19 protein-coding genes are annotated in these 19,594 nt (G+C 56.9%); 7 read left to right on the top strand and 12 right to left on the bottom strand.

Annotation, left to right across the window (positions count from 1 at the left end):
* Nucleotides 1-12 precede the first annotated feature (12 nt).
* From metA to ACR0KS_RS04870, 4 genes are all read left to right on the top strand, one after another.
* Entirely contained in the window at nucleotides 13-930 is a 918-nt protein-coding gene (gene metA, locus ACR0KS_RS04885; RefSeq protein ID WP_170563204.1) for a homoserine O-acetyltransferase MetA, read from the top strand.
* Nucleotides 920-1,873, top strand: a complete 954-nt coding sequence (locus ACR0KS_RS04880) for an alpha/beta fold hydrolase (RefSeq protein ID WP_480693134.1) — start codon at nucleotides 920-922, stop codon at nucleotides 1,871-1,873. The genes metA and ACR0KS_RS04880 overlap by 11 nt, the downstream gene beginning before the upstream one ends.
* Nucleotides 1,874-1,922: 49 nt before the next feature.
* Entirely contained in the window at nucleotides 1,923-2,792 is an 870-nt protein-coding gene (ppk2, locus tag ACR0KS_RS04875; protein WP_170563198.1) for a polyphosphate kinase 2, read from the top strand.
* Nucleotides 2,793-2,895: 103 nt separating this feature from the next.
* Complete coding sequence (locus ACR0KS_RS04870) at nucleotides 2,896-3,510, top strand: TetR/AcrR family transcriptional regulator (RefSeq protein ID WP_170384099.1); 615 nt, start codon at nucleotides 2,896-2,898, stop codon at nucleotides 3,508-3,510.
* Here the strand turns inward: ACR0KS_RS04870 and ACR0KS_RS04865 are convergent, their stop codons facing one another.
* The 3 genes from ACR0KS_RS04865 to ACR0KS_RS04855 form a co-directional block, all read right to left on the bottom strand.
* Nucleotides 3,511-4,569, bottom strand: a complete 1,059-nt coding sequence (locus ACR0KS_RS04865) for an adenylate/guanylate cyclase domain-containing protein (RefSeq protein WP_170384096.1) — start codon at nucleotides 4,567-4,569, stop codon at nucleotides 3,511-3,513. It lies immediately after the preceding gene.
* Complete coding sequence (locus tag ACR0KS_RS04860) at nucleotides 4,566-4,934, bottom strand: group I truncated hemoglobin (protein ID WP_170482160.1); 369 nt, start codon at nucleotides 4,932-4,934, stop codon at nucleotides 4,566-4,568. Before ACR0KS_RS04860 ends, ACR0KS_RS04865 begins: the two co-directional genes overlap by 4 nt.
* A gap of 121 nt (nucleotides 4,935-5,055) precedes the next feature.
* Entirely contained in the window at nucleotides 5,056-5,895 is an 840-nt protein-coding gene (locus ACR0KS_RS04855; RefSeq protein ID WP_170563192.1) for a glycosyltransferase family 25 protein, read from the bottom strand.
* A 142-nt stretch (nucleotides 5,896-6,037) separates the two neighbouring features.
* Between ACR0KS_RS04855 and speB the strand changes: the two genes are divergently transcribed.
* Nucleotides 6,038-7,012, top strand: coding sequence for an agmatinase (gene speB, locus ACR0KS_RS04850; protein ID WP_170563189.1), 975 nt, complete (start codon nucleotides 6,038-6,040; stop codon nucleotides 7,010-7,012).
* Nucleotides 7,013-7,033: 21 nt separating this feature from the next.
* Here the strand turns inward: speB and ACR0KS_RS04845 are convergent, their stop codons facing one another.
* The 8 genes from ACR0KS_RS04845 to ACR0KS_RS04810 all read right to left on the bottom strand — a co-directional run bounded on the left by ACR0KS_RS04845 (nucleotide 7,034) and on the right by ACR0KS_RS04810 (nucleotide 16,287).
* On the bottom strand, nucleotides 7,034-8,251 hold the full coding sequence (locus ACR0KS_RS04845) for an aminopeptidase P family protein (protein ID WP_170563186.1): 1,218 nt from the start codon (nucleotides 8,249-8,251) through the stop codon (nucleotides 7,034-7,036).
* Between the two features lie 162 nt (nucleotides 8,252-8,413).
* Nucleotides 8,414-9,625 carry an ABC transporter permease gene (locus tag ACR0KS_RS04840; protein ID WP_170384086.1) on the bottom strand — a complete coding sequence of 404 codons (1,212 nt, stop codon included), beginning with the start codon at nucleotides 9,623-9,625 and terminating at the stop codon, nucleotides 8,414-8,416.
* Nucleotides 9,626-9,630: 5 nt separating this feature from the next.
* On the bottom strand, nucleotides 9,631-10,902 hold the full coding sequence (locus ACR0KS_RS04835; protein WP_170384083.1) for an ABC transporter permease: 1,272 nt from the start codon (nucleotides 10,900-10,902) through the stop codon (nucleotides 9,631-9,633).
* A 68-nt stretch (nucleotides 10,903-10,970) separates the two neighbouring features.
* Entirely contained in the window at nucleotides 10,971-12,059 is a 1,089-nt protein-coding gene (locus tag ACR0KS_RS04830) for an extracellular solute-binding protein (protein ID WP_170384081.1), read from the bottom strand.
* 98 nt (nucleotides 12,060-12,157) lie between these two features.
* Nucleotides 12,158-13,249, bottom strand: a complete 1,092-nt coding sequence (locus tag ACR0KS_RS04825; RefSeq protein ID WP_170417434.1) for an ABC transporter ATP-binding protein — start codon at nucleotides 13,247-13,249, stop codon at nucleotides 12,158-12,160.
* Nucleotides 13,250-13,397: 148 nt separating this feature from the next.
* Nucleotides 13,398-14,039 carry a maleate cis-trans isomerase family protein gene (locus tag ACR0KS_RS04820; RefSeq protein WP_480693133.1) on the bottom strand — a complete coding sequence of 214 codons (642 nt, stop codon included), beginning with the start codon at nucleotides 14,037-14,039 and terminating at the stop codon, nucleotides 13,398-13,400.
* Nucleotides 14,040-14,101: 62 nt separating this feature from the next.
* The gene (locus tag ACR0KS_RS04815) at nucleotides 14,102-15,247 is read right to left on the bottom strand and encodes a M24 family metallopeptidase (RefSeq protein ID WP_170698020.1); all 1,146 of its coding nucleotides are present in this window, start codon (nucleotides 15,245-15,247) and stop codon (nucleotides 14,102-14,104) included.
* Nucleotides 15,244-16,287: a pyridoxal-phosphate dependent enzyme gene (locus ACR0KS_RS04810; protein ID WP_170563400.1), complete on the bottom strand. Its 1,044-nt coding sequence runs from the start codon at nucleotides 16,285-16,287 to the stop codon at nucleotides 15,244-15,246. The genes ACR0KS_RS04815 and ACR0KS_RS04810 overlap by 4 nt, the downstream gene beginning before the upstream one ends.
* Before the next feature lie 86 nt (nucleotides 16,288-16,373).
* On the opposite strand from ACR0KS_RS04810, the gene doeA reads away from it, so the two are divergent.
* Nucleotides 16,374-17,558, top strand: a complete 1,185-nt coding sequence (gene doeA, locus ACR0KS_RS04805) for an ectoine hydrolase DoeA (RefSeq protein WP_170563177.1) — start codon at nucleotides 16,374-16,376, stop codon at nucleotides 17,556-17,558.
* Entirely contained in the window at nucleotides 17,555-18,712 is a 1,158-nt protein-coding gene (gene argE / locus ACR0KS_RS04800) for an acetylornithine deacetylase (protein WP_170563174.1), read from the top strand. The genes doeA and argE overlap by 4 nt, the downstream gene beginning before the upstream one ends.
* On the opposite strand, the gene ACR0KS_RS04795 is transcribed toward argE, so the two are convergent.
* Nucleotides 18,709-19,569, bottom strand: a complete 861-nt coding sequence (locus ACR0KS_RS04795; RefSeq protein ID WP_480693140.1) for an urea carboxylase-associated family protein — start codon at nucleotides 19,567-19,569, stop codon at nucleotides 18,709-18,711. The genes argE and ACR0KS_RS04795 overlap by 4 nt on opposite strands.
* Nucleotides 19,570-19,594 lie beyond the last annotated feature (25 nt).

The following is a 19,594-nucleotide window of genomic DNA, read 5'->3' as shown; positions in this document are numbered from 1 at the left end:
GGCTTGCACCTGATGCCAATCAAGATCCCCTCCGACCTGCCTGCATTTGACGTTCTCACCAACGAGGGCGTCATGGTCATGGATGAGGATCAGGCGATGCGTCAGGACATTCGCCCCCTGCGGATTGGGTTGCTGAACCTGATGCCCAAGAAGATTCAGACGGAAAACCAGTTCGCTCGCCTGATCGGTGCGACCCCGCTGCAGATCGACCTGTCGCTGATCCGCATGACCGAGCATCGGACCAAAAACACCGCAGCCGAACACATGGCCGAGTTTTACCGTCCGTTTCAGGAGATCAAAGATCAAAAGTTCGACGGCCTGATCATCACTGGCGCACCGATCGAACACCTTGAGTTTGAAGACGTGACCTATTGGGAAGAGATCAGCGAGGTCTTTGACTGGACCCAGACGAACGTGCATTCGACCTTTGGCGTTTGCTGGGGCGGAATGGCGATGATCAACCACTTTCACGGCGTTCAGAAACACATACTGGATGCCAAGGCTTTTGGATGTTTCAGACATCGCAATCTTGCGCCCGCCTCGCCATTCTTGCGGGGGTTTTCGGATGATTGCGTGATCCCTGTCAGCCGCTGGACCGAGATGAAACAGGATGAGATCGACAGCGCTCCGGGTCTGACAACGCTGTTGGGCAGCGAAGACGTTGGCCCCTGCCTTGTCGAAGATCCTTCGCATCGTGCGATTTATATCTTCAATCACTTTGAATATGACAGCGACACGCTCAAGCAAGAGTACGACCGCGACATCGCGAACGGCACGCCGATCAACGTGCCCATGAATTACTATCCTGACGACGATCCAAGCCGAGATCCGCAAAACCGCTGGCGCAGTCATGCTCATTTGCTTTACGGGAACTGGATCAACGAGATTTATCAATCGACCCCATTCGATCTGGACGAAATTGGTCGTTAAATCTGTCATAACCCTCGGCCTGTTTCTCTCTGGCCTGACCTTGCTGACCGCATGGCGCGTGTCGCAAAACGAAGCGAGCGCCGAGGCATCCTTCCCACCCGAAGGTGAAATCATTGATGTTGACGGCGTTCCGATCCATGCGGTGGTGAAGGGCGAAGGCCCAGACGTGGTTCTGATCCATGGTTCAAGCGGCAACACACGCGACATGACGTTCGCTCTTGCACCAATCTTGGCAAAGAACTTCCGCGTGATCGTCTTTGACCGACCGGGACTTGGCTATAGCGGCAGCTTTAACCCAGACGGTGAAAGCATTGAAGAACAAGCTATAATTCTACAGAAGGCTGCTGCCATACTTGGCGCAGACAAGCCCATTGTCGCCGGACAAAGCTATGGTGGATCCGTATCGCTTGCTTGGGCCGTCACCCGACCCGAGAACATCTCGGCACTGGTTCTGATCGCCCCGGCCGCCATCCCTTGGGAAACACCGCTGGATGGCTTCAACAGGCTTGCGTCTACATCGGCGGGTAACGCTCTGGCTTTGCCTTTGATCAGCGCGTTTGTGCCGGAATGGTATGTAGAAAAGGCGCTTGATCAGGTGTTTGCTCCGCAATCCGCGCCCGAAGGGTATGCCCGTCACTTTGGCCCCGGCCTGACTATCCGTCGCTCGTCCATGCACGCAAATGCCAAACAACGGGCCAATCTTCTAGAAGAAATCCGCGCCCTTCAACCGCAGTACAAAGACATCTCGGTGCCAACTGAAATCGTACACGGAACAGCGGACGAAACTGTTGGTCTGGGCTGGCATTCCCAGCGCCTGATTGAACAGATACCGGATGCAGAATTAATCGAACTGGCAGGGATCGGACACATGCCGCAGGTCGTTGCCGCACCCGAAGTGGCCACCGCCATTGAAAGGGCGGCACAAAGGGCAGGTTTGCGTTAATCTCTCGGCTAATCCATAGTAGAAATTGGATTTTATCGAGAGGTGACTTATGGCCCGATCCGCAAAAGGCTCCATCGAAAAGTATTTCCGAAAAGAAGCCCCGAAAGAGGTCAGATCCTCAATCGAAAAGGCAAACAAGGATGACATCCTGAACCCCAGCTTTCCTTACGACGAACGAATGAAGCGTAAGGATTATGAAAAGCAGATGGAGGCGTTGCAGATCGAACTGGTCAAGATGCAATCGTGGGTGAAAGAGACCGGTGGAAGGGTCGCAATCATCTTTGAAGGCCGGGATGCTGCCGGAAAAGGCGGTACAATCAAACGCTTTCGCGAAAATCTTAATCCACGCGGAGCCCGCAACGTCGCACTTGGCAAGCCATCGGATCAAGAGCGCAGCCAGTGGTATTTTCAAAGGTACATCCCTCACCTACCCGCTGCTGGCGAAATCGTGTTCTTTGACCGAAGCTGGTACAACCGCGGCGTTGTTGAGAATGTATTTGGTTTTTGCACGTCAGATGAACGCGAAAGGTTCTTTCGTCAGGTCTTGCCGCTGGAAACTGGATTCGTCAGCGACGGCATCAGGCTTTTCAAGTTTTGGCTGAACGTCGGGCGCGCCGAGCAGCTCAACCGGTTCTTGGCCCGTGAGACCGATCCGTTGAAGCAATGGAAGCTCAGCCCGATAGATATTCAAGGTCTCAGCAAGTGGGATGAGTACTCGACCTCTATCGCTGAAACCCTGACACGCAGCCATTCGGCGCATTGCCCGTGGACAATCGTGCGCTCGGACGACAAGAAGCGAGCGCGGCTGGCGGCCATTCAAACCGTCCTGCATGCCCTGGACTATGACGAGAAAAATCATGAAGCCATTGGCAAAATCGATACGAAAATCTGCGGCGGGCCCGAAATCTGGGAGTCCTGATGAATTTCACTCGTTTTCCGCGCCATAGATGTTGGACGAAACGCACCGCTCGGATTATGTCAGAAGTCCAAGTATATGAACAACAAGGGCAAGTGATACAGGGATGACAAAACGCGGGTATCACCACGGCAACCTGAAGCAAGCCTTGATCGAGGCCGCGCTGTCCCTGATTGAAGAAAAAGGTCCGACCGGCTTTACCCTATCCGAAGCGGCCAAGACAGCCGGCGTAACGCCAGCGGCCGTTTACCGGCATTTTCAGGGTCGCGAAGACCTGATCGCCGAGGCCGCGCGCCAAGGGTTCGAGATGTTCGCGGACTTGATGCAATACGCCTACGACAAGGGTCAGCCATCCGCTCTGGCCGCGTTCGAGGCAACAGGTCGCGCCTATCTTGCCTTTGCCCGCAAGCACCCCGGCCATTACATCGCAATGTTTGAAAGTGGTGTTTCCATCAACCGCACGCCGGAACTTTCATTGGCTGCCAACCGAGCGAAAAGTGTACTCGAGAAGGCCGCGGCGGATCTGTCCCAGCACATTCCCCCAGAGAAACGTCCGCCCGCGTCGATGTTCAGCGCGCATATCTGGGCCATGAGCCACGGCGTGGTCGAGCTGTACGCCAGAAACACCGGCGCAACTTCGCCCTTTCCTCCCGAAGACCTTTTGGAATCCGGTATCGGAATCTATCTCAGGGGTCTTGGCTTGGTGCCGCAGGACGACTAGTCAGAATACGGTTCTGGGTTTTGGCATGCTAAGGCCCGAAGTCACGTTGATGAGGTCCATTTCACCCATTCCCTTAATATCGACACGCCCCAGATCGGAAACCTGAAACTCGTCGATCAGAGCGAATTTCATCTCCTCGGGCGCAACGATATTCATTGGATTTGCAAAGACTTGCAACCGTGAGGCAATGTTAACAGCAGGTCCGAAAACGTCGTAAACGTATTTCTGAATTCCCACGACCGAACCAACTGCCGGGCCCATTCCCAGCCCAATGCGAGCCTCCCATTTATGCGGGTGGCTTTCATTTCGCCGCTCAAGATAGCGAAGGAACCTGACCGCGCAATGAGCGACAGCCGTCGCATGATCCGGGGTCGCATCGGGCATCCCGGAAACCGCTAGGTATGCGTCCCCAATTGTCTTGATCCGTTCGCATCCAAACTGTTCGACGATCCGGTCAAAGGCGGTGAAAATGTCGTTCAACTCGCTAAGAGTTACAGTCGGGTCCGTCTTTGCCGCGAAATCCGTGAAACCGACAAAGTCCAGCATGACCACCGAGACCTGATCGTAAAGCTGCGGCGTCACAACGCCGAATGTCTTGAATTCCTCATATACCGCGCGTGGCATCAGGTTCAGCAGCAACCTTTCAACACGCTCTTTCTCGCGTTCCAGTTCGCGCGTGTTACGCTCGACCATTGTCGAGTAGCTGTCGATCATGCTCTCAAGTTCGCGAATGCGGGTAATGTTTTGACACTCAACGACCAATAGCTGCTCGTCCATCCCGTTTGCCAAGGAAACCGCAGTCGCAAAAATCAATGTTCTACGCTTTGGCTTGATCTGCATTTCGACGGAATAGCGAAGGCCAGATTGCTTTACATCCTCCAGCTCGCGCTGATCCAGGCCGGGAAACACATCCAGTAAAGATTGCCCTTCGGACGGAGCACCAAACCATTCGGCAAACGGGCCATTGTAGAACACGAACCCAAGATCCGAAGCCCGCACAACGGCCACGCCCACTCCGATCGCGCGGAGCAGTTGCTCATTTATGGCCAGAATACTCATGCTGCGTTGCGCGTCACGATGATGGAACGCTTGGATTCAATAGCGCTGAGGGCAATCTTGATATGACCGTCCTCCATACCGTGCATCTCCAGTGCCTGGCCGAACAGATCGGCCATCTCATCAAAGTCAGCATGAGATATGTTTAGATGCCGATGAACAGCCTCAATCCGCTCATCACTGAAGGACGCAGGCCCACCGACCAATGACGAAACAAACTTGGTTTGGTGATCAATTAGTCGAGGCATGTCGATGTCCTCGAAATGTCCTCCGATCTGGTCAGAATCCAAGGCCATCTCATAGAACGTCATTACGATCCTGCTGATCGTTTTAAAGCCACCATATCGTTCGTAGATCGTCTGACTCATACCGAAAACCCAAGCGCCAACTGGAAATAACACTCAAACGTTATATCAAATTGACAGTTTTGTTAACGGTTATAGGGCTGGAACCCGTATTCCCCCTATTTTTGTGGGAAACGGCGCACGCCTAGACGCTAAGATCATCCGCGCATGGAATAAATCCGATATAGCCGCCCTGATCTCGCAAACGTTTTTCGCCGCCCATTCGCCAGAACAGCTTGCGCCGCGCGGCCCGTAGTTCTCGGCGCACGCGAAACCACGTTGGCCCTTTGTCCAGACCGGTGTTGGTTTTCGTGTCCTGAGATCGCTCGCTAACCTTTACATCTTCGTCAGTCTGGCCTTGCTGTTGCGACCAGATCATTTGGACGCCCACAGCGGGAAAACACTGAAACATGCGCCAATCCTCGCGTGGCAGCGAGATGAAGTCGTCCAAATGATCCGAATACGGCTCGGACCAACGCAGCAGCCTGCGGCAAGCTGCCTGTGTGACAATATACGCAGCAGAGCTTGGGGCCATTTCTAGCATCGACCGAACCGGAACATCTGCGATTGTGCGCTGGGGTCCGAAACGCATTGATCTTGGGGAATAGTCGAGTTTCACCAGATCGTATTCCGACGCGTTCTCCAACACTTTGGACACCACGTGCCCTGCATTGACCGACAGCTCTACGTCATCTTCAAAAATAGCGACCGACTGGAGGTTTTGCTGCACGACGGCGCGCCATACTGCGCGATGGCTTTCAAAACAGGCAACCTCGCTTTGTTTCAAACCCCAGCGGCTACCTGTGCCCGGCACATAGCTATTGTCATCCAATGCGCCAGGAACCTGGCCGTCAACCGCACTGAACCGAACTGCCCCGGGCAGACCGGCATGGGCGAATTGTTCTTCCATGAATTCCCGCCGCGCTGGGACGCGGTCCAAGTTTATGTAGAAGACACCTGTCTCCGGCGGCAATTCGTGATGCACCACGGCAATTCCTTTCCAGTCGCCTTGTCAAATAGACACCGCCGAAGGGGACATTCAACCGTCAACTGCGCCTAGATGATCTATCCAGCCTTGGGCAACCGGTCTAAGCTGTGGGCAAACGGCAAAAAACAGGGCTTTGGAAATGTCATCACATGGGTACTCCAGCGGACGCTTAAACCTGCCTTTCGTAGGCATTTCGACCTTTGGCAAATCACCCTACATCGAAAACTGGGACCAGATCGAGGCGGACGTGGCGATCCTTGGCGCTCCGTTCGACTTTGGTACGCAGTGGCGCTCTGGCGCGCGGTTTGGGCCGCGTGCAGTGCGCGAGGCATCGACACTGTTCAGCTTTGGCCACGCAGGAGCATATGATCACGAGGATGACGCGACCTATCTGGATAGTTCCGTGCGGATGGTCGATATCGGCGATGCGGACATCATCCACACCAAGACCGAGGAAAGCCACGCCAATATCCAGTTCGGGGTCCAGAAGATTCTGAACGCTGGTGCCCTGCCCGTCACCATTGGCGGTGATCACTCGGTCAACATCCCCTGCATCAACGCCTTTGCCGATGAGTGTGCAGAGAATGGTCCGATCCATGTGGTTCAGATCGACGCGCATCTGGATTTCGTGGACGAACGGCATGGCGTGACCGCCGGGCACGGCAACCCGATGCGGCGCGCGATTGAGAAAGACTATGTCTCAGGCATGACCCAGTTGGGTATCCGCAACGTGTCCTCGACCGCGAAGGAAGGCTATGAGGATGCCCGCGCCCGAGGGTCTGACATTTTGTCGGTGCGGCAGGTGCGCGAACTGGGGACCGAGGGCGTTTTGGCGCGCATCCCCGAGGGCGCGCGGTATTATGTGACGATCGATATCGACGCCTTTTGTCCCTCGATTGCATCGGGCACCGGCACGCCCAGCCACGGGGGGTTTCTGTACTATGACGTGCTGGAAATCCTGCAAGGGCTGGCACAGCGCGGCGACGTCGTGGGCATTGATCTTGTCGAGGTCGCGCCGAACTATGATCCCACCGAAAGCACCCAGATTCTGGCCGCGCAGGTGTTGCTGAATTTCATCGGGTTCATCTTCCACGAACGTGGCAAGAGGGGCTAAGCGCCCCTCCTGCCTGTCCGGTTAGGTAATCGTGTTGTGTTCCGGCCCATAGGGGAAGCCGGTGATGTTCTCGGCCCCGTCTTCCTCGACGACCAGAATGTCATGTTCGCGATATCCGCCCGCGCCGGGCTGACCTTCGGGTATCCACAGCATCGGCTCGATTGAAACGACCATGCCCGGCTCTAGCACCGTGTCGATATCCTCGCGCAGCTCCAGCCCCGCCTCACGCCCGTAGTAGTGGCTGAGAACACCGAACGAGTGGCCATAGCCAAAGGACCGGTATTGCAGCAGACCCTCATCCGCGAAGAAGCGGTTTATCTCAGCCGTGATGCCCGAGCAGGTCGCGCCGGGTTTGATCAGGCTCAGCCCCAGTTCGTGCGCGGCGACGTTGGCCTTCCAGATGCGCAGGCTGTCGGCGTCGGGTTCGCCCAGAAACAGGGTGCGCTCCAACGCGGTGTAATAGCCCGAGATCATCGGGAACGTGTTGAGCGACAGGATATCGCCCTTTTGCAGCGCCCTCTTGGTCACGGGGTTATGCGCTCCGTCGGTATTCAGGCCCGACTGAAACCAAACCCAGGTATCGCGGTATTCCGCGTCGGGATAGGCGCGCGCAATCTCGGCCTCCATCGCGTCACGACCGGCCATGGCAATCTCAATCTCGGTCGCGCCCTCGCGGATCGCGGCGTGGATGGCGGCCCCGCCCACATCTGCGGTGTGTGCGCCGCCCTTGATCAGCGCGATCTCTTCTGCCGATTTCACCATCCGGGCGGCCATCGTATCAGCGGCCACATCGACCAGTTCCGGCTGACCCAGCATCGCCAGCGCTGTGTCACGTGCCGCAAGCGTCAAATGATCGCCCTCAATTCCGATCCGCTTCGCGCCACCGATCAGGCTGGCTACCGCGCGCCAGTAATTGTCGCGCTTCCAGTCGGTGTAGATCACGTTTTCCTCAACCGAGCGTCGCCACGGCTGCCCCGCATCGATATTCGCCGACACCGTGGTGCAAGCGTCCTGCGTCACCACGCAGCCGTATGGACGGCCAAAGGAGCAATACAGAAAGCCCGAGTAATAGGCGATATTGTGCATCGAGGTCAGCAGCACCGCCGGAATATCCCGAGCAGCCATCATCGCACGCAATCCCGTCAAGCGACGTTCGTATTCTGCCTTGCTGAATGGCAATGGCGCCTTTTCACCATTGTGACTGGTGAAGAACTCGGGGCGGTTTGTCAGGTCTGTCATCATGCTCTCTCCTGCAATGCCGGACGAAGGGTGCCCGGCCACAAGTCCCGGCGTTCAGGACAAGCGGCCTCGGGAACCGAGAGCCATGCGCCCGTTTGGATGTCACGACGCCATCGTGACCGGGCTACACAAGGGTACGGCTAAATCACACCGCCGCGCGCGTCAAGCGGGGGAAAGACCCCGCAGACGCTCGGACCGGCGGCGCAGCAATTCAACCGTGGTCAGCAGCGCGATTGAGATCACCACAAGGATCGTCGCCACCGCCAGAATGGTCGGGCTAATTTGTTCACGCAGGCCAGTGAACATCTGCCACGGCAGCGTTTTCTGGCTGGCCGAGCCGACAAACAGCACCACGACCACCTCGTCAAACGAGGTGATAAAGGCGAACAACCCGCCCGAGATCACGCCCGGCAGGATCAGCGGCATCTGGATCTTGAAGAAGGTGCGCACCGGCCCTGCCCCCATATTCGCCGCCGCGCGGGTCAGCGATTGATCGAAACCAACCAGCGTCGCCGTCACGGTGATGATCACGAACGGAATACCCAGAACCGCGTGGGCGAGGATGACCTTCACATATCCCACAAAGTTCTTGTCCATGCCCAGCGTGCCTTCAAGGAACCGGCCGATATCGCTGTAGAAAAAGAACATGCCAGTGGCCGAGATGATCAGCGGCACGATCATGGGTGAAATCAGGATTCCCATAATCGCCCGTTTTCCCGGAACGTGGCTTTGACTTAGCCCGATGGCCGCCAGTGTGCCCAATGATACCGAGATAAACGTCGCAATCGGCGCGATGATCAGCGAGTTTTTGAAGCTGCGCTGCCATTCATTGTTGGTGAAGAAATCGCGGTAATGCTTGAGGGAATAGCCCTCGGGGTCCAGCCGCAGCATCTCGGGCGTAAAGGTGAAAAAGTCCTGCGCGTTGAACGACAGCGGAAGCACCACAAGGATCGGCGTGATCAGGAACACAAAAATCGCACCGCAGATCACCCGGAAGGTGTAATGCCAAAACACCTGTTGACCGGTCATATACGGCAGCAGTTTCCGCCGATAGCGGCCCTCATAAAGCCAGAAGATGAAGAAGGCGAAGAACCATCCGGCCAGAAGCCCCACGATCAGCCCGGTCAATCCTGCGAACAGCAGGCCAAGCCCACCTAGCCCAAGGATCGTGATCCAGCGGGCGGCGCGCTCGTTGTCCAGGACATTCATGTAGACCCAGGCCAGCCCCGCCATCAGCACGGCTCCGATCAGGATACCCAGCAGGACACTGCCCTGCCCGGCCCCGACGAACATGCCGAGGAACCCTCCGGCAATGGCCACTGCGGGCAGAACGACCGACATGGGTTTGCGGGATATTGGTGTAAGTGCTGCCATCGTCTTTATCCCAGCTTCACGTTGTCGATGCCCACGATCTTGTCATAGCACCAGTAGAGTAACAGAACGACCGCCAGCAGGATCGTGCCCAAGGCCGCCGCCAGCCCCCAGTTCAACGAGGACGAGATGTGGTACGCAATCCGGTTCGAGATGAAGACACCCTTGGTGCCGCCTACGATTTCCGGCGTGATGTAGTAGCCGATGGCGAGGATGAACACGAGGATCGAACCCGCCCCAATGCCCGGAATGGATTGCGGAAAGTAGATGCGCCAGAAGGTTGTCCAGTTCGTCGCGCCCATGGATTTGGCAGCGCGCGTATAGGAGTCCGGGATCGTCTGCATCACCGAATACATCGGCAGGATCATGAACGGCAGCAGGATATGTGTCATCGCGATAATCGTGCCAAATTGGTTATTGATGATCACAAGTCGCGCATCATCCGCCACCAACCCAAGCCAGACCAGCGTTTCATTGATCACACCTTGCTGTTGCAACATCACCTTCCACGCCGAGGTTCGCACCAGAAGTGACGTCCAGAAAGGTAACAACACAAGGATCATTAACAGGTTCGACACGCGCATCGGCAGCGTCGCAAGCAGGTAGGACACCGGGTAAGCCAGCAGAATACAAGACGCCGTAATGATCAGCGACATCATCAGCGTACGACCGAACAGCTTGATCAGGATTTGCTTGTCTTCGGGCTGCGCCTGCGCGCCCTCAGGGGTGCGGCGCATGTCGATCGCATTCAGGAAATATCCGTTGGTGATGGGAACCGCGTGCGTCTTGATCGTGCGCCAAGTCTCAACATCGCCCCAGCCATCGTGAATATCGATCAGCTTGTCTTTGAACGGGCCGTCCGTTTCCGGGTCCAGCTTTTTGATCTGACGCCCAGAGCGGCGGAACATCGAGGACATACCGGTTTGTTCATAGTTCAGACGCGACCCCAGACGGGTGTGCGTTTTTTGGTCGATCGCGGTGATCATGTCCTTGGTGAAGGCAGCGTAAAGCGCCTCATCCGGGAGTTCACCGCTGTCGGCATCCCAATTGCGCAGCTCGACCACAGTCAATGGCAGCGTGTCGGCCACGATGCTGTTTTCGACCGAGCGGAACAGCATCGACATAATCGGGATCACAAAGGAAAGCAGGACAAACAGCAGCAGCGGCGCAATCAGGGCCAGCGCCCTCAGCTTGCGACGGCGCAAAGACCGCGCCAGAGATTTCTTCAGCGGGGTGCCATCTGCGGCCAACATCGGACCGGATTGAGTTGCGTCAGTCATCTGCGTCCCTTGGTCTTTATTGGTGGGTCGGGGCCAATGGCGGCCCCAACCGTTGACTTAAAGCAGGCTTATTGTGCCAGCCACGCCTGGAACTTGGCGTCGATATCGTCGCGGTAGTCAGCCCAGAACTCGTAGTTGTACAGGAACGTGTTCTTTGCGTTCTCTGGGTCGGTCGGCATGTGCGGTGCCATGTCGATGCCCAGATCGGCGTGCTGACCCACCAGCGGAGCCGACGAAGCACGGGCCGGACCGTACGAGATGTACTTGGCCTGATCCGCCAGACGCTGCGTGTCGGTGGCGAACATGATGTAGTCCAGCGCACGCTGCTGACGCTCTTCGCTCAGACCGGCGGGGATGATCCAGCCGTCCAGATCGAACACCTGCGCGTCCCACAGCATGGCGACCGGCTGTTTCTGTTCTTCGATCACGCTGAACAGACGACCGTTGTAGGTCGAGCCCATGATGACCTCGCCATCGGCCAGCAACTGCGGCGTGTCAGCACCGGCAGACCACCAGACAACACTGTCCTTGATGGTGCCCAGCTTGGCCAACGCCTGATCCTGACCTTCCGGTGTTGCCAGAACATCATAGACGTCTTCTTTGGCAACGCCGTCACACAGCAGCGCCCATTCCATGTTGTTGATCGGACGCTTCTCAAGCGAGCGTTTGCCCGGATAGTTTTCCAGATCGAAAACCGCGCAGATCTCGGTCGGAGGGTTATCGCCAACCAAATCAGTGCGGTAACCGAATGTGGTCGAATACACGATCTGCGGAATAAAGCAGTCGCTGACCAGAAGGTCGCCGAAATCTTCGGACGCCGGTGTGCCGTCCGGTGCAGCGGCAAGCTGGCTGTCAAAGTCGATTTCAAGCGCCAGACCTTCGTCGCACAGACGGATCGCGTCCGCAGCAACAACGTCCACCACATCCCAAGTGATGTTGCCCGCTTCATTCATCGCGCGAAGCTTTGCAACGGCCTCGGCCGAGCTGTCATCGTTCAGGATGGTGACGCCGGTCTTTTCCGAATAAGGCTCGTGATACGCTTTGAGCTGCGACTTGGAATACGCGCCGCCCCAGGAGACGATGGTCATCTCTTCGGCCATCGCGCCACCGGCAACGGCAGCAACCGCGCTTGCCATCAGAGTGGTTTTAACTTTCATGTTTAACTCCCTGTTATACCCGCTAAATTTAGGTTTCGAGACCGGATCACGGGGCAACCCGGCCAACTCTTGCCCCGCAACGGCGGGGTATTCATGCCTCAGGCGTCAAGCGCCCGGCAATCATGCGCCAGCCAGCCGATCTCGACCTCTTGGCCGGGGGACAATCTGACGGCATCCGGTGCGTTCCGAGTTTTGATGATGAAATCATCGTTGCCCGCCACAGATAGACGGAACCGGAACACATCACCCATGTAGATGAACTCTTTCACCGTCGCCTTCAGAGTGTGGGCATCGGCGTGCAGGCGATCCTTATTGAACTCAACCCGTTCCGGCCGGATCGACACCTTTGTCCGTTCGCCTGCCGCGCTCACGTTCACTGGCTTGGCGTCGATTTCAGAACCATCGTCCAGCGTGACCACGCAAGAGTCCCCGTCTATCGATTTAACAACACCTTCCAATGTATTGTTTTCACCAATAAATTGCGCAACAAAGCTGTTCTCGGGTTCTTCGTACAGCAAATCCGGCGGCGCAAGTTGCTGAATGCGTCCGTCATCAAACACGGCGACACGGTCCGACATGGTCAACGCCTCGGTCTGGTCGTGCGTCACGTAAACCGTCGTAATCCCCAGCTCATGGGCCAGACGCGTGATTTCAAACTGCATGTGTTCGCGCAGTTGCTTGTCCAAAGCCCCCAGTGGTTCGTCCATCAAGACCAGCTCAGGCTCGAACACCAAGGCACGCGCAAGTGCAATACGCTGCTGTTGACCACCGGACAATTGCGCAGGGCGGCGACTTCCGAACGCGCCCATCTGAACCATATCCAAGGCGCGCTTAACCTTTTCTTCGCGCTCATCCTTGCCAATCTTCCGTACCTCCAACGGGAACGAAAGGTTCTCGGCGACGGTCATGTGCGGGAACAACGCATAGTTTTGGAAAACCATGCCAATACCACGCTTGTGAGGCGGGATGTTGTTGATCGGTCGTCCATCCAACATGATCTCGCCATGCGTTGCGGTTTCAAAACCGGCGAGCATCATCAAACACGTCGTTTTACCGGAACCCGACGGGCCCAGCATCGTGAGGAACTCCCCTTTTGGCATTGAAAGGTTTAAATCTTTTACGACGAGTATCTCGCCATCATAAGATTTCTGGACACGCTGAAATTCGACGAACGCTGCGTCATTAGTCATTACCAACTTGGCTCCCCTGTGCCGTCCTTGGTCGCCCGGTTTATCCGGATCTCAAAGACCTGTCCGGCCCATTTAAGGACATGCGGCACGCGTCGCGCAACCAAAATATGACGACCTGATAACAATGGCACAGTCACAAGCCTGATAATCAGGCGGAATTCAGGTGCCGCATGTGCCATGCAAGACTTTGATTGCTGGAGAGAACCGGTTTCTGCAAGTTTTTTTGAATTTCCGGTATCGCATCAAAAGTTCTTATATTCGTACAGCTTATGAAAACAGCCTCAACTTGCGAATCAGACCCTAGCTTTAACGCGGCATCGACAATGGATTGCCGCGAAATCCGAACGACCCTGGATTCCTGCGCCTCTCCGAATGAGCCAAAAACTTCCATCGACACCCCGTTTTCAGCGAACGCACGGCGTAGGGGCTCGTTCACTTCCTCGATATATGGTGACAGCAGAGCAAACTTGGAAACCCCCAACTCGGCCGCGCACGCAGAACCCGCACGAAGCGGATTCGTGACAACTGCCGCATCACAGCTTTTCTGCACCAGCCTCTCTACTTGTTTCGACCCGATCACAGAGCTCGCCGATGTGCACCCATAGCCCACTACTCGGTACGGACGGACCTTTGGCAATAAATCCGCTGCAGCGGGAAGTGCCTGCTCCATCTCTGAAAGAGTGTCGGTCGTAACCTTGCTTCCGCTTGGAATCCGGGAAACATAAATGGGATAACTGCGATCCGAGAAATACGCGCTGAACTCAGGCTCGATCGTCTCATCTGTCTGCAAGACGATCAAACCAAGAGGCGTAGACTGCGGATCATCCGCATCAAGTTTGTATGGTAAGTAACTCATATCACATGCAACTCCGGCCCGGCGCGCGGACTGATAAATCGTGGACCGTCCTCGTTGATCACGATATTTTCCTCGTGCACCAATATCTTGTCGCCAACTGCGATACCGGGTTCAAGCGTCAACACCATGCCGGACTCCAGCACCGTATCGTCACCAGGTATGAGGGATGGCCATTCCGTTAGGGACATTCCCAACCCATGCCCCAGTCGCCCTGCTCCGGTATCTCCACTTTTGCGTGAAAGAACCGAATTCATCGCGTGATACAGGTCGCACGCGCGCGCGCCAGGGCGTGCGATCTCGAATGCGCTGTCAGCCGCCTCGATCAGTGTGGCAAAGGCTGATTTTACCTCATTGCTGGCCGGACCGATTGACCAGTTTCGGTCATAGTCACAAAAGTATCCGTCCCAAACCAACCCGGTGTCCAGCATTAGGACGTCTCCGTCGGTCATTGCGGTATCACGCGCCGGAGAGATCACGTCAGTGTACCCTCCTTTTTCAGCCCCTCCTGCCAGATAAGGAACCCAATCCGCGCCTTCCTCAAGGCAAAGCATTTGAAAGCGGCGAAAAACCGTGTCCAATGACACGCCCGAGCCTGCAATCTCTGGGACACGCTGAAAGGCTCGTGCAGCAATCTGGCAAGCGGTTTCGATCTTTTCAATCTCGGCTGAGGACTTCACCATCCGCAGTGAACGCAGAATTCCACTGTCGCCCGTAAGACGCCGATTTTCCAATGTATTTTGCAATCGAATAAAGTCAGCTATCGGCATGCGCATATGGGTTTCATGACCATCTGGCTGACCGATATTTGCGTCTGATGGCGTAACCTCTCTCAAGGTATCGGCCAACAAGGTGATGCCATCATCCACAAGGTCCGGCGAACTCCAGATGCGGATGTCGTCAATCCACGTTTGTCCCATCAGCGCCGCGCCAATCGAAGGAATGACGGCGATGGGTTTGCCAGATGCAGGCACGATCAGGAACCACGGGCGCGTCGGGCTTTCCCAGAACCGAGTCAAATATCCGGTGAAATATCGCACTTCAGGCTCGGTCGTGAGTAGGAGCGCCGAAAGCCCCTGCTCGCTCATTAAACGCTGAGCGCGTTCAGTGCGTGCCGCGAATTCCGAATCCTCAAACCCCCTCATTCTGCATTCTCGGACAAAAAGCACAAAACGCGCGCCTCGGGGCCAATAGACAGTTCATCGCGCACGTCGGAATTCATGACCGCCGCGATCCCTGCCCCACCGGACGCTGTTGTCGCGATCTCTGCCTTGGCCATTGCCGGTAGATGGCGCAGAACTTCTTCATCCGAAAGCGTCAGAAACTTATCCGCGTCTCGTGCCAGACCATTCAGCGCGATCAGCGACGGCTCTTTGCAGTCAAGGCGACCCATCACGCTGTCCGGCCCATCGGCAAAAACACATGCGCCCGCCTCGATACTGGCTTGCAATGCGGGTGCGGCCTCGGGCTCGACCACAATAATCTGAGGTGCATCTTTCCAAACGTCGCGGACATAGGCGGCGACGGCCCCCGCCAGCCCGCCAACACCGGCTTGCAAGAAGATGTGCGTGGGTATCTGCGGGCATTGACGCACCGCCTCGGCCGCCATTTGCAGGTAGCCTTCCATCAGGATGTGCGGCAACTCAAAGTAACCGGGCCAGGAGCTGTCAGACAGCAAAGTCCAGCCATTGTCCCGAGAGGCCTGCGCCGCAGCCTCCATACTGGCAGCATAGTCAGCACCGTGACGCACGACCCGAGCGTTCTGAGACCGCAAGCGATCCGCAAAGCTCTCAGGCACAGTTTCGGCGATGTAGACAACTGCATCAGCACCAAAAATACGGGCACCGGCCGCAACACTCATTCCGTGGTTACCCGCGCTGGCGGTCACATAGGTCCGACCGGTCAGGGTCGTGTTGTCGGGCGTCTCGGATATATCCGCCGCGTGGCGCGCAATCACATAAGCCGCGCCCAATGCCTTGAACGACCCCAGATTCATCCGCTCACGCTCATCCTTTACCCAGAGAGTTGCGACATCGGCAAGGCCGCCAACCTCCCTCAGCGGCGTTTCGGCGGCAGCGGGGCACTGGTCCAACAAGGCCGCTACACGCGCGGCTTCGGTAGAGGGGAACGGAGCCTCTGGGATCAGCTTCTGACCACCGCGATAAGGGTTGGATGAAATCTTCAATGGCCCGCCTTTCCTGTGTTGCCCATTGACGTGACCGAATTCGTCAAGTTCTGTCAACAAGACTTCACACTAGACAGGAGCAGCCCATGGCCCACGCTGATCCGGCATTTACTCGGGCAGAGTATGATCGCCGCCTGACCAAGACGCGCAAGGCGATGGCAAAGGCTGGCCTGGACGCTTTGTTTGTCGAAGACCCCTCGAACATGGCGTGGCTGACAGGGTATGAGGGTTGGTCGTTCTACGTGCATCAAGGTGTTGTGGTTTTTCACGACGCAGATCCGATCTGGTGGGGTCGCGGTCAGGATGCCAACGGCGCGCGCCGCACAGTCTGGATGGCTAACGACCGCATTCATGGTTATGCGGACGAATATGTCCAGTCTACCATTCGTCACCCGATGCAGGACCTTGCCGCGCTGATGGCGGATTGCGGTCTTGCAAGCGGGCGTATCGGAGTCGAACTGGACAACTATTATTATTCAGCCAAGGCCCACCTGACCCTTCAGGCAGAGCTTCCCAACGCAGACCTGATTGATGCAAACGCGCTGGTCAATTGGCAGCGCGCGGTTAAATCCGACGAAGAAATAGCATTGATGCGCAAGGCCGCGCGCATCTCAGAGCATATCATCGACGGCGTTCTGGAGCGCGTGGAACCGGGGCTTAGGAAAAACGAGCTGGTGGCCCAGATTTACAGCGACGCAATTCATGGTGCCGACGGGAATTGGGGTGACTATGCGGCCATCGTGCCGTTGCTTCCCTCGGGGCCGGACGCGGCGGCACCGCATCTCACGTGGGATGGCGCTCCGTTCAAGTCAGGAGAGTGCACATTTTTTGAACTCTCGGGCTGCTATCGCCGGTATCACACGCCTTTCTGCCGGTCGGTGTTCCTTGGTCAGCCACCCGATCACCTGCTGCGGGCCGAAGCTGCGCTGGTTGAGGGGCTCGAAGCAGGTTTGGACGCGGCCCGCGCAGGCAATCAGGCCCGCGACATCGCGCTTGCGTTGGCCGCGCCGTTGGAACGCGCCGGGATCGAGCGCGGCGCGCGGTGCGGCTATCCTGTTGGTCTCAGCTATCCGCCAGATTGGGGAGAGCGCACCATTTCCCTGCGACCCGAAGACGAAACCGTTCTTGAACCCGGCATGACCTTCCATTTCATGCCCGGCCTTTGGATGGACGACTGGGGGCTTGAGATCACCGAATCCATCCTGATCACCGATTCCGGGCCAGCAGAGTGCTTCTGCGACCGCCCCCGCAAACTGTTCGTAAAGCCATGACCTTGCAAAGAACCAAAGAAATCCTGTCCGACCTGATCGCCTTTGAAACGGTTTCGGCAGATAGCAATCTTGAGATCATCCACTATTTGACCGACTTTCTTGAGGCTCTGGGCGCGCGGTGTATTCAGACACAGGACGCAACCGGCGCAAAGGCCAATATCTTTGCCACGCTTGGGCCAGAGATGGATGGCGGCATTGTCTTGTCCGGTCATACGGATGTTGTTCCGGTGGCCGATCAGGACTGGACCAGCGATCCGTTCCAGATGGTCGAGCGTGACGGCAAACTGTTTGGGCGCGGCACATGCGACATGAAGGGGTTCATCGCGGCAGCCTTGGCTTTTGCGGAAACTCTTGATGCGACACAGTTGACCCAACCGCTGCATTTCTCGTTCACCTATGACGAGGAAACCGGGTGTCTTGGGGCGCGCAATCTGGTGGATGACCTGTCTGAACGCGGCATCGTCCCGGACATCGCCATCATAGGTGAGCCAACAGAGATGCGCGTGATCGAGGGCCACAAAGGGTGCTATGAATACACCACGTCCTTTGTCGGGCTGGAAGGGCACAGTTCGGCCCCGGACGATGGGGTGAACGCGGCTGAGTATGCGGCCCGCTACATCGGGAAACTGCTGGAATTGCGCCAAATCCTGAAATCCCGCGCGCCAACCGACAGCCCGTTTGAACCGCCTTGGACAACAGTGAATATCGGGCGGATTTCCGGTGGGGTCGCGCACAATGTGATCGCTAGCAAAGCCGAGGTTGCCTGGGAAATGCGGCCCGTTCAATCCAGCGATGCGGACCTGGTCAAGCGCGCTCTGACCGACTACGTGGAACACGCGCTATTACCTGAAATGCAGGCCGTACACAGCGCCGCCACTATAACCCAACAGGCCGTCGCCGAAGTTACCGGTCTTGAGCCGATGGACAAAAACGCAGCCCGAGACCTTGTGGCCGAACTGACCGGAGCGAACGGCACGGGCGTCGTTTCATTCGCGACTGAGGCGGGGCTGTTTCAACAGCTTGGGGTTCAGGCGATTGTCTGCGGGCCGGGATCAATCACTCAGGCCCATAAAGCAGACGAATTTGTCGAGATTGAACAGCTTGAGCTTTGCTGCCGGATGCTCGACCGTTTGGGGCGTCGAATGACCGCCTAGCCTGCGCCGTGAGAACGATCATACGCTGATCGCGCAGGTTGGACATGCGCTTCGCGCGCGTCTTGCCCCGGATCATACACCTCAACCAGCAACGGATAGCAGGCCGCAGCGTCCGAGGAATGCTCGGATGAACAATCCCCTCCGGGACAGGCCGAAAGCCCGACGGTCAGATCAATCTCGGCGTAGAATTCCAGATAATCACCGGGGCGCACCGGGCTGGCCTTCATGAAATACTGCCCGGTGTCCCGCGTGAAACCCGTGCACATGAACACATTCAGAACGTCGTGCACATACATTTCTGCCTCATGAAGCGGCAGGTCGCAATGGCTGGCCAGAGCCCGCGTCAGGTTCGAGTGGCAGCAATAGTGATAGTCGTCACCCGACAGAAGACGGCCGGTATAGGGGTCACAGCGCGTTCCGATTACGTCATGAACGGACCCTCCGAATTCATCGAACCCGTACCAGTCCAAAGTGTCGCTTACGATGGTGGCCATCGGGCGCATGTGCGGAAAGCTGGACCACATGCGATCACCGGTCGACAAATGCGTTCCGTGCAGGGCGCGGGTTTTGCCGGAATAGAACCGCTCAGACAGGTCGTATTTGTTCCACATATTCAGATCGCCGACCTGTGGGCCATCAACCGAAACAACCCGAACGAAAGCACCGGCGGGAACATCAATGCAGGCCGCATCCCGAGGGGCGGCGGTCACCTCAGCCGTCTTGGACGCCTGTTGCCTGAGCGCACTCAACGCATCCAGATCGGGTTGCGGCAGCGTGTCTGGCGAATAGCAGATGACCGGAGGGATAGTTTTGCGCTGGTTCGCGTCTGATGGCGCCCTGAAATGCGGGTTCTTCAACTTCACGGGCACACTCCCTTCGCTG

It is taken from the genome of Ruegeria sp. BC7 (assembly GCF_056539165.1).
The sequence above is the reverse complement of the archived record's forward strand: the minus strand, read 5'-3'. Positions and strand labels throughout refer to the sequence as shown.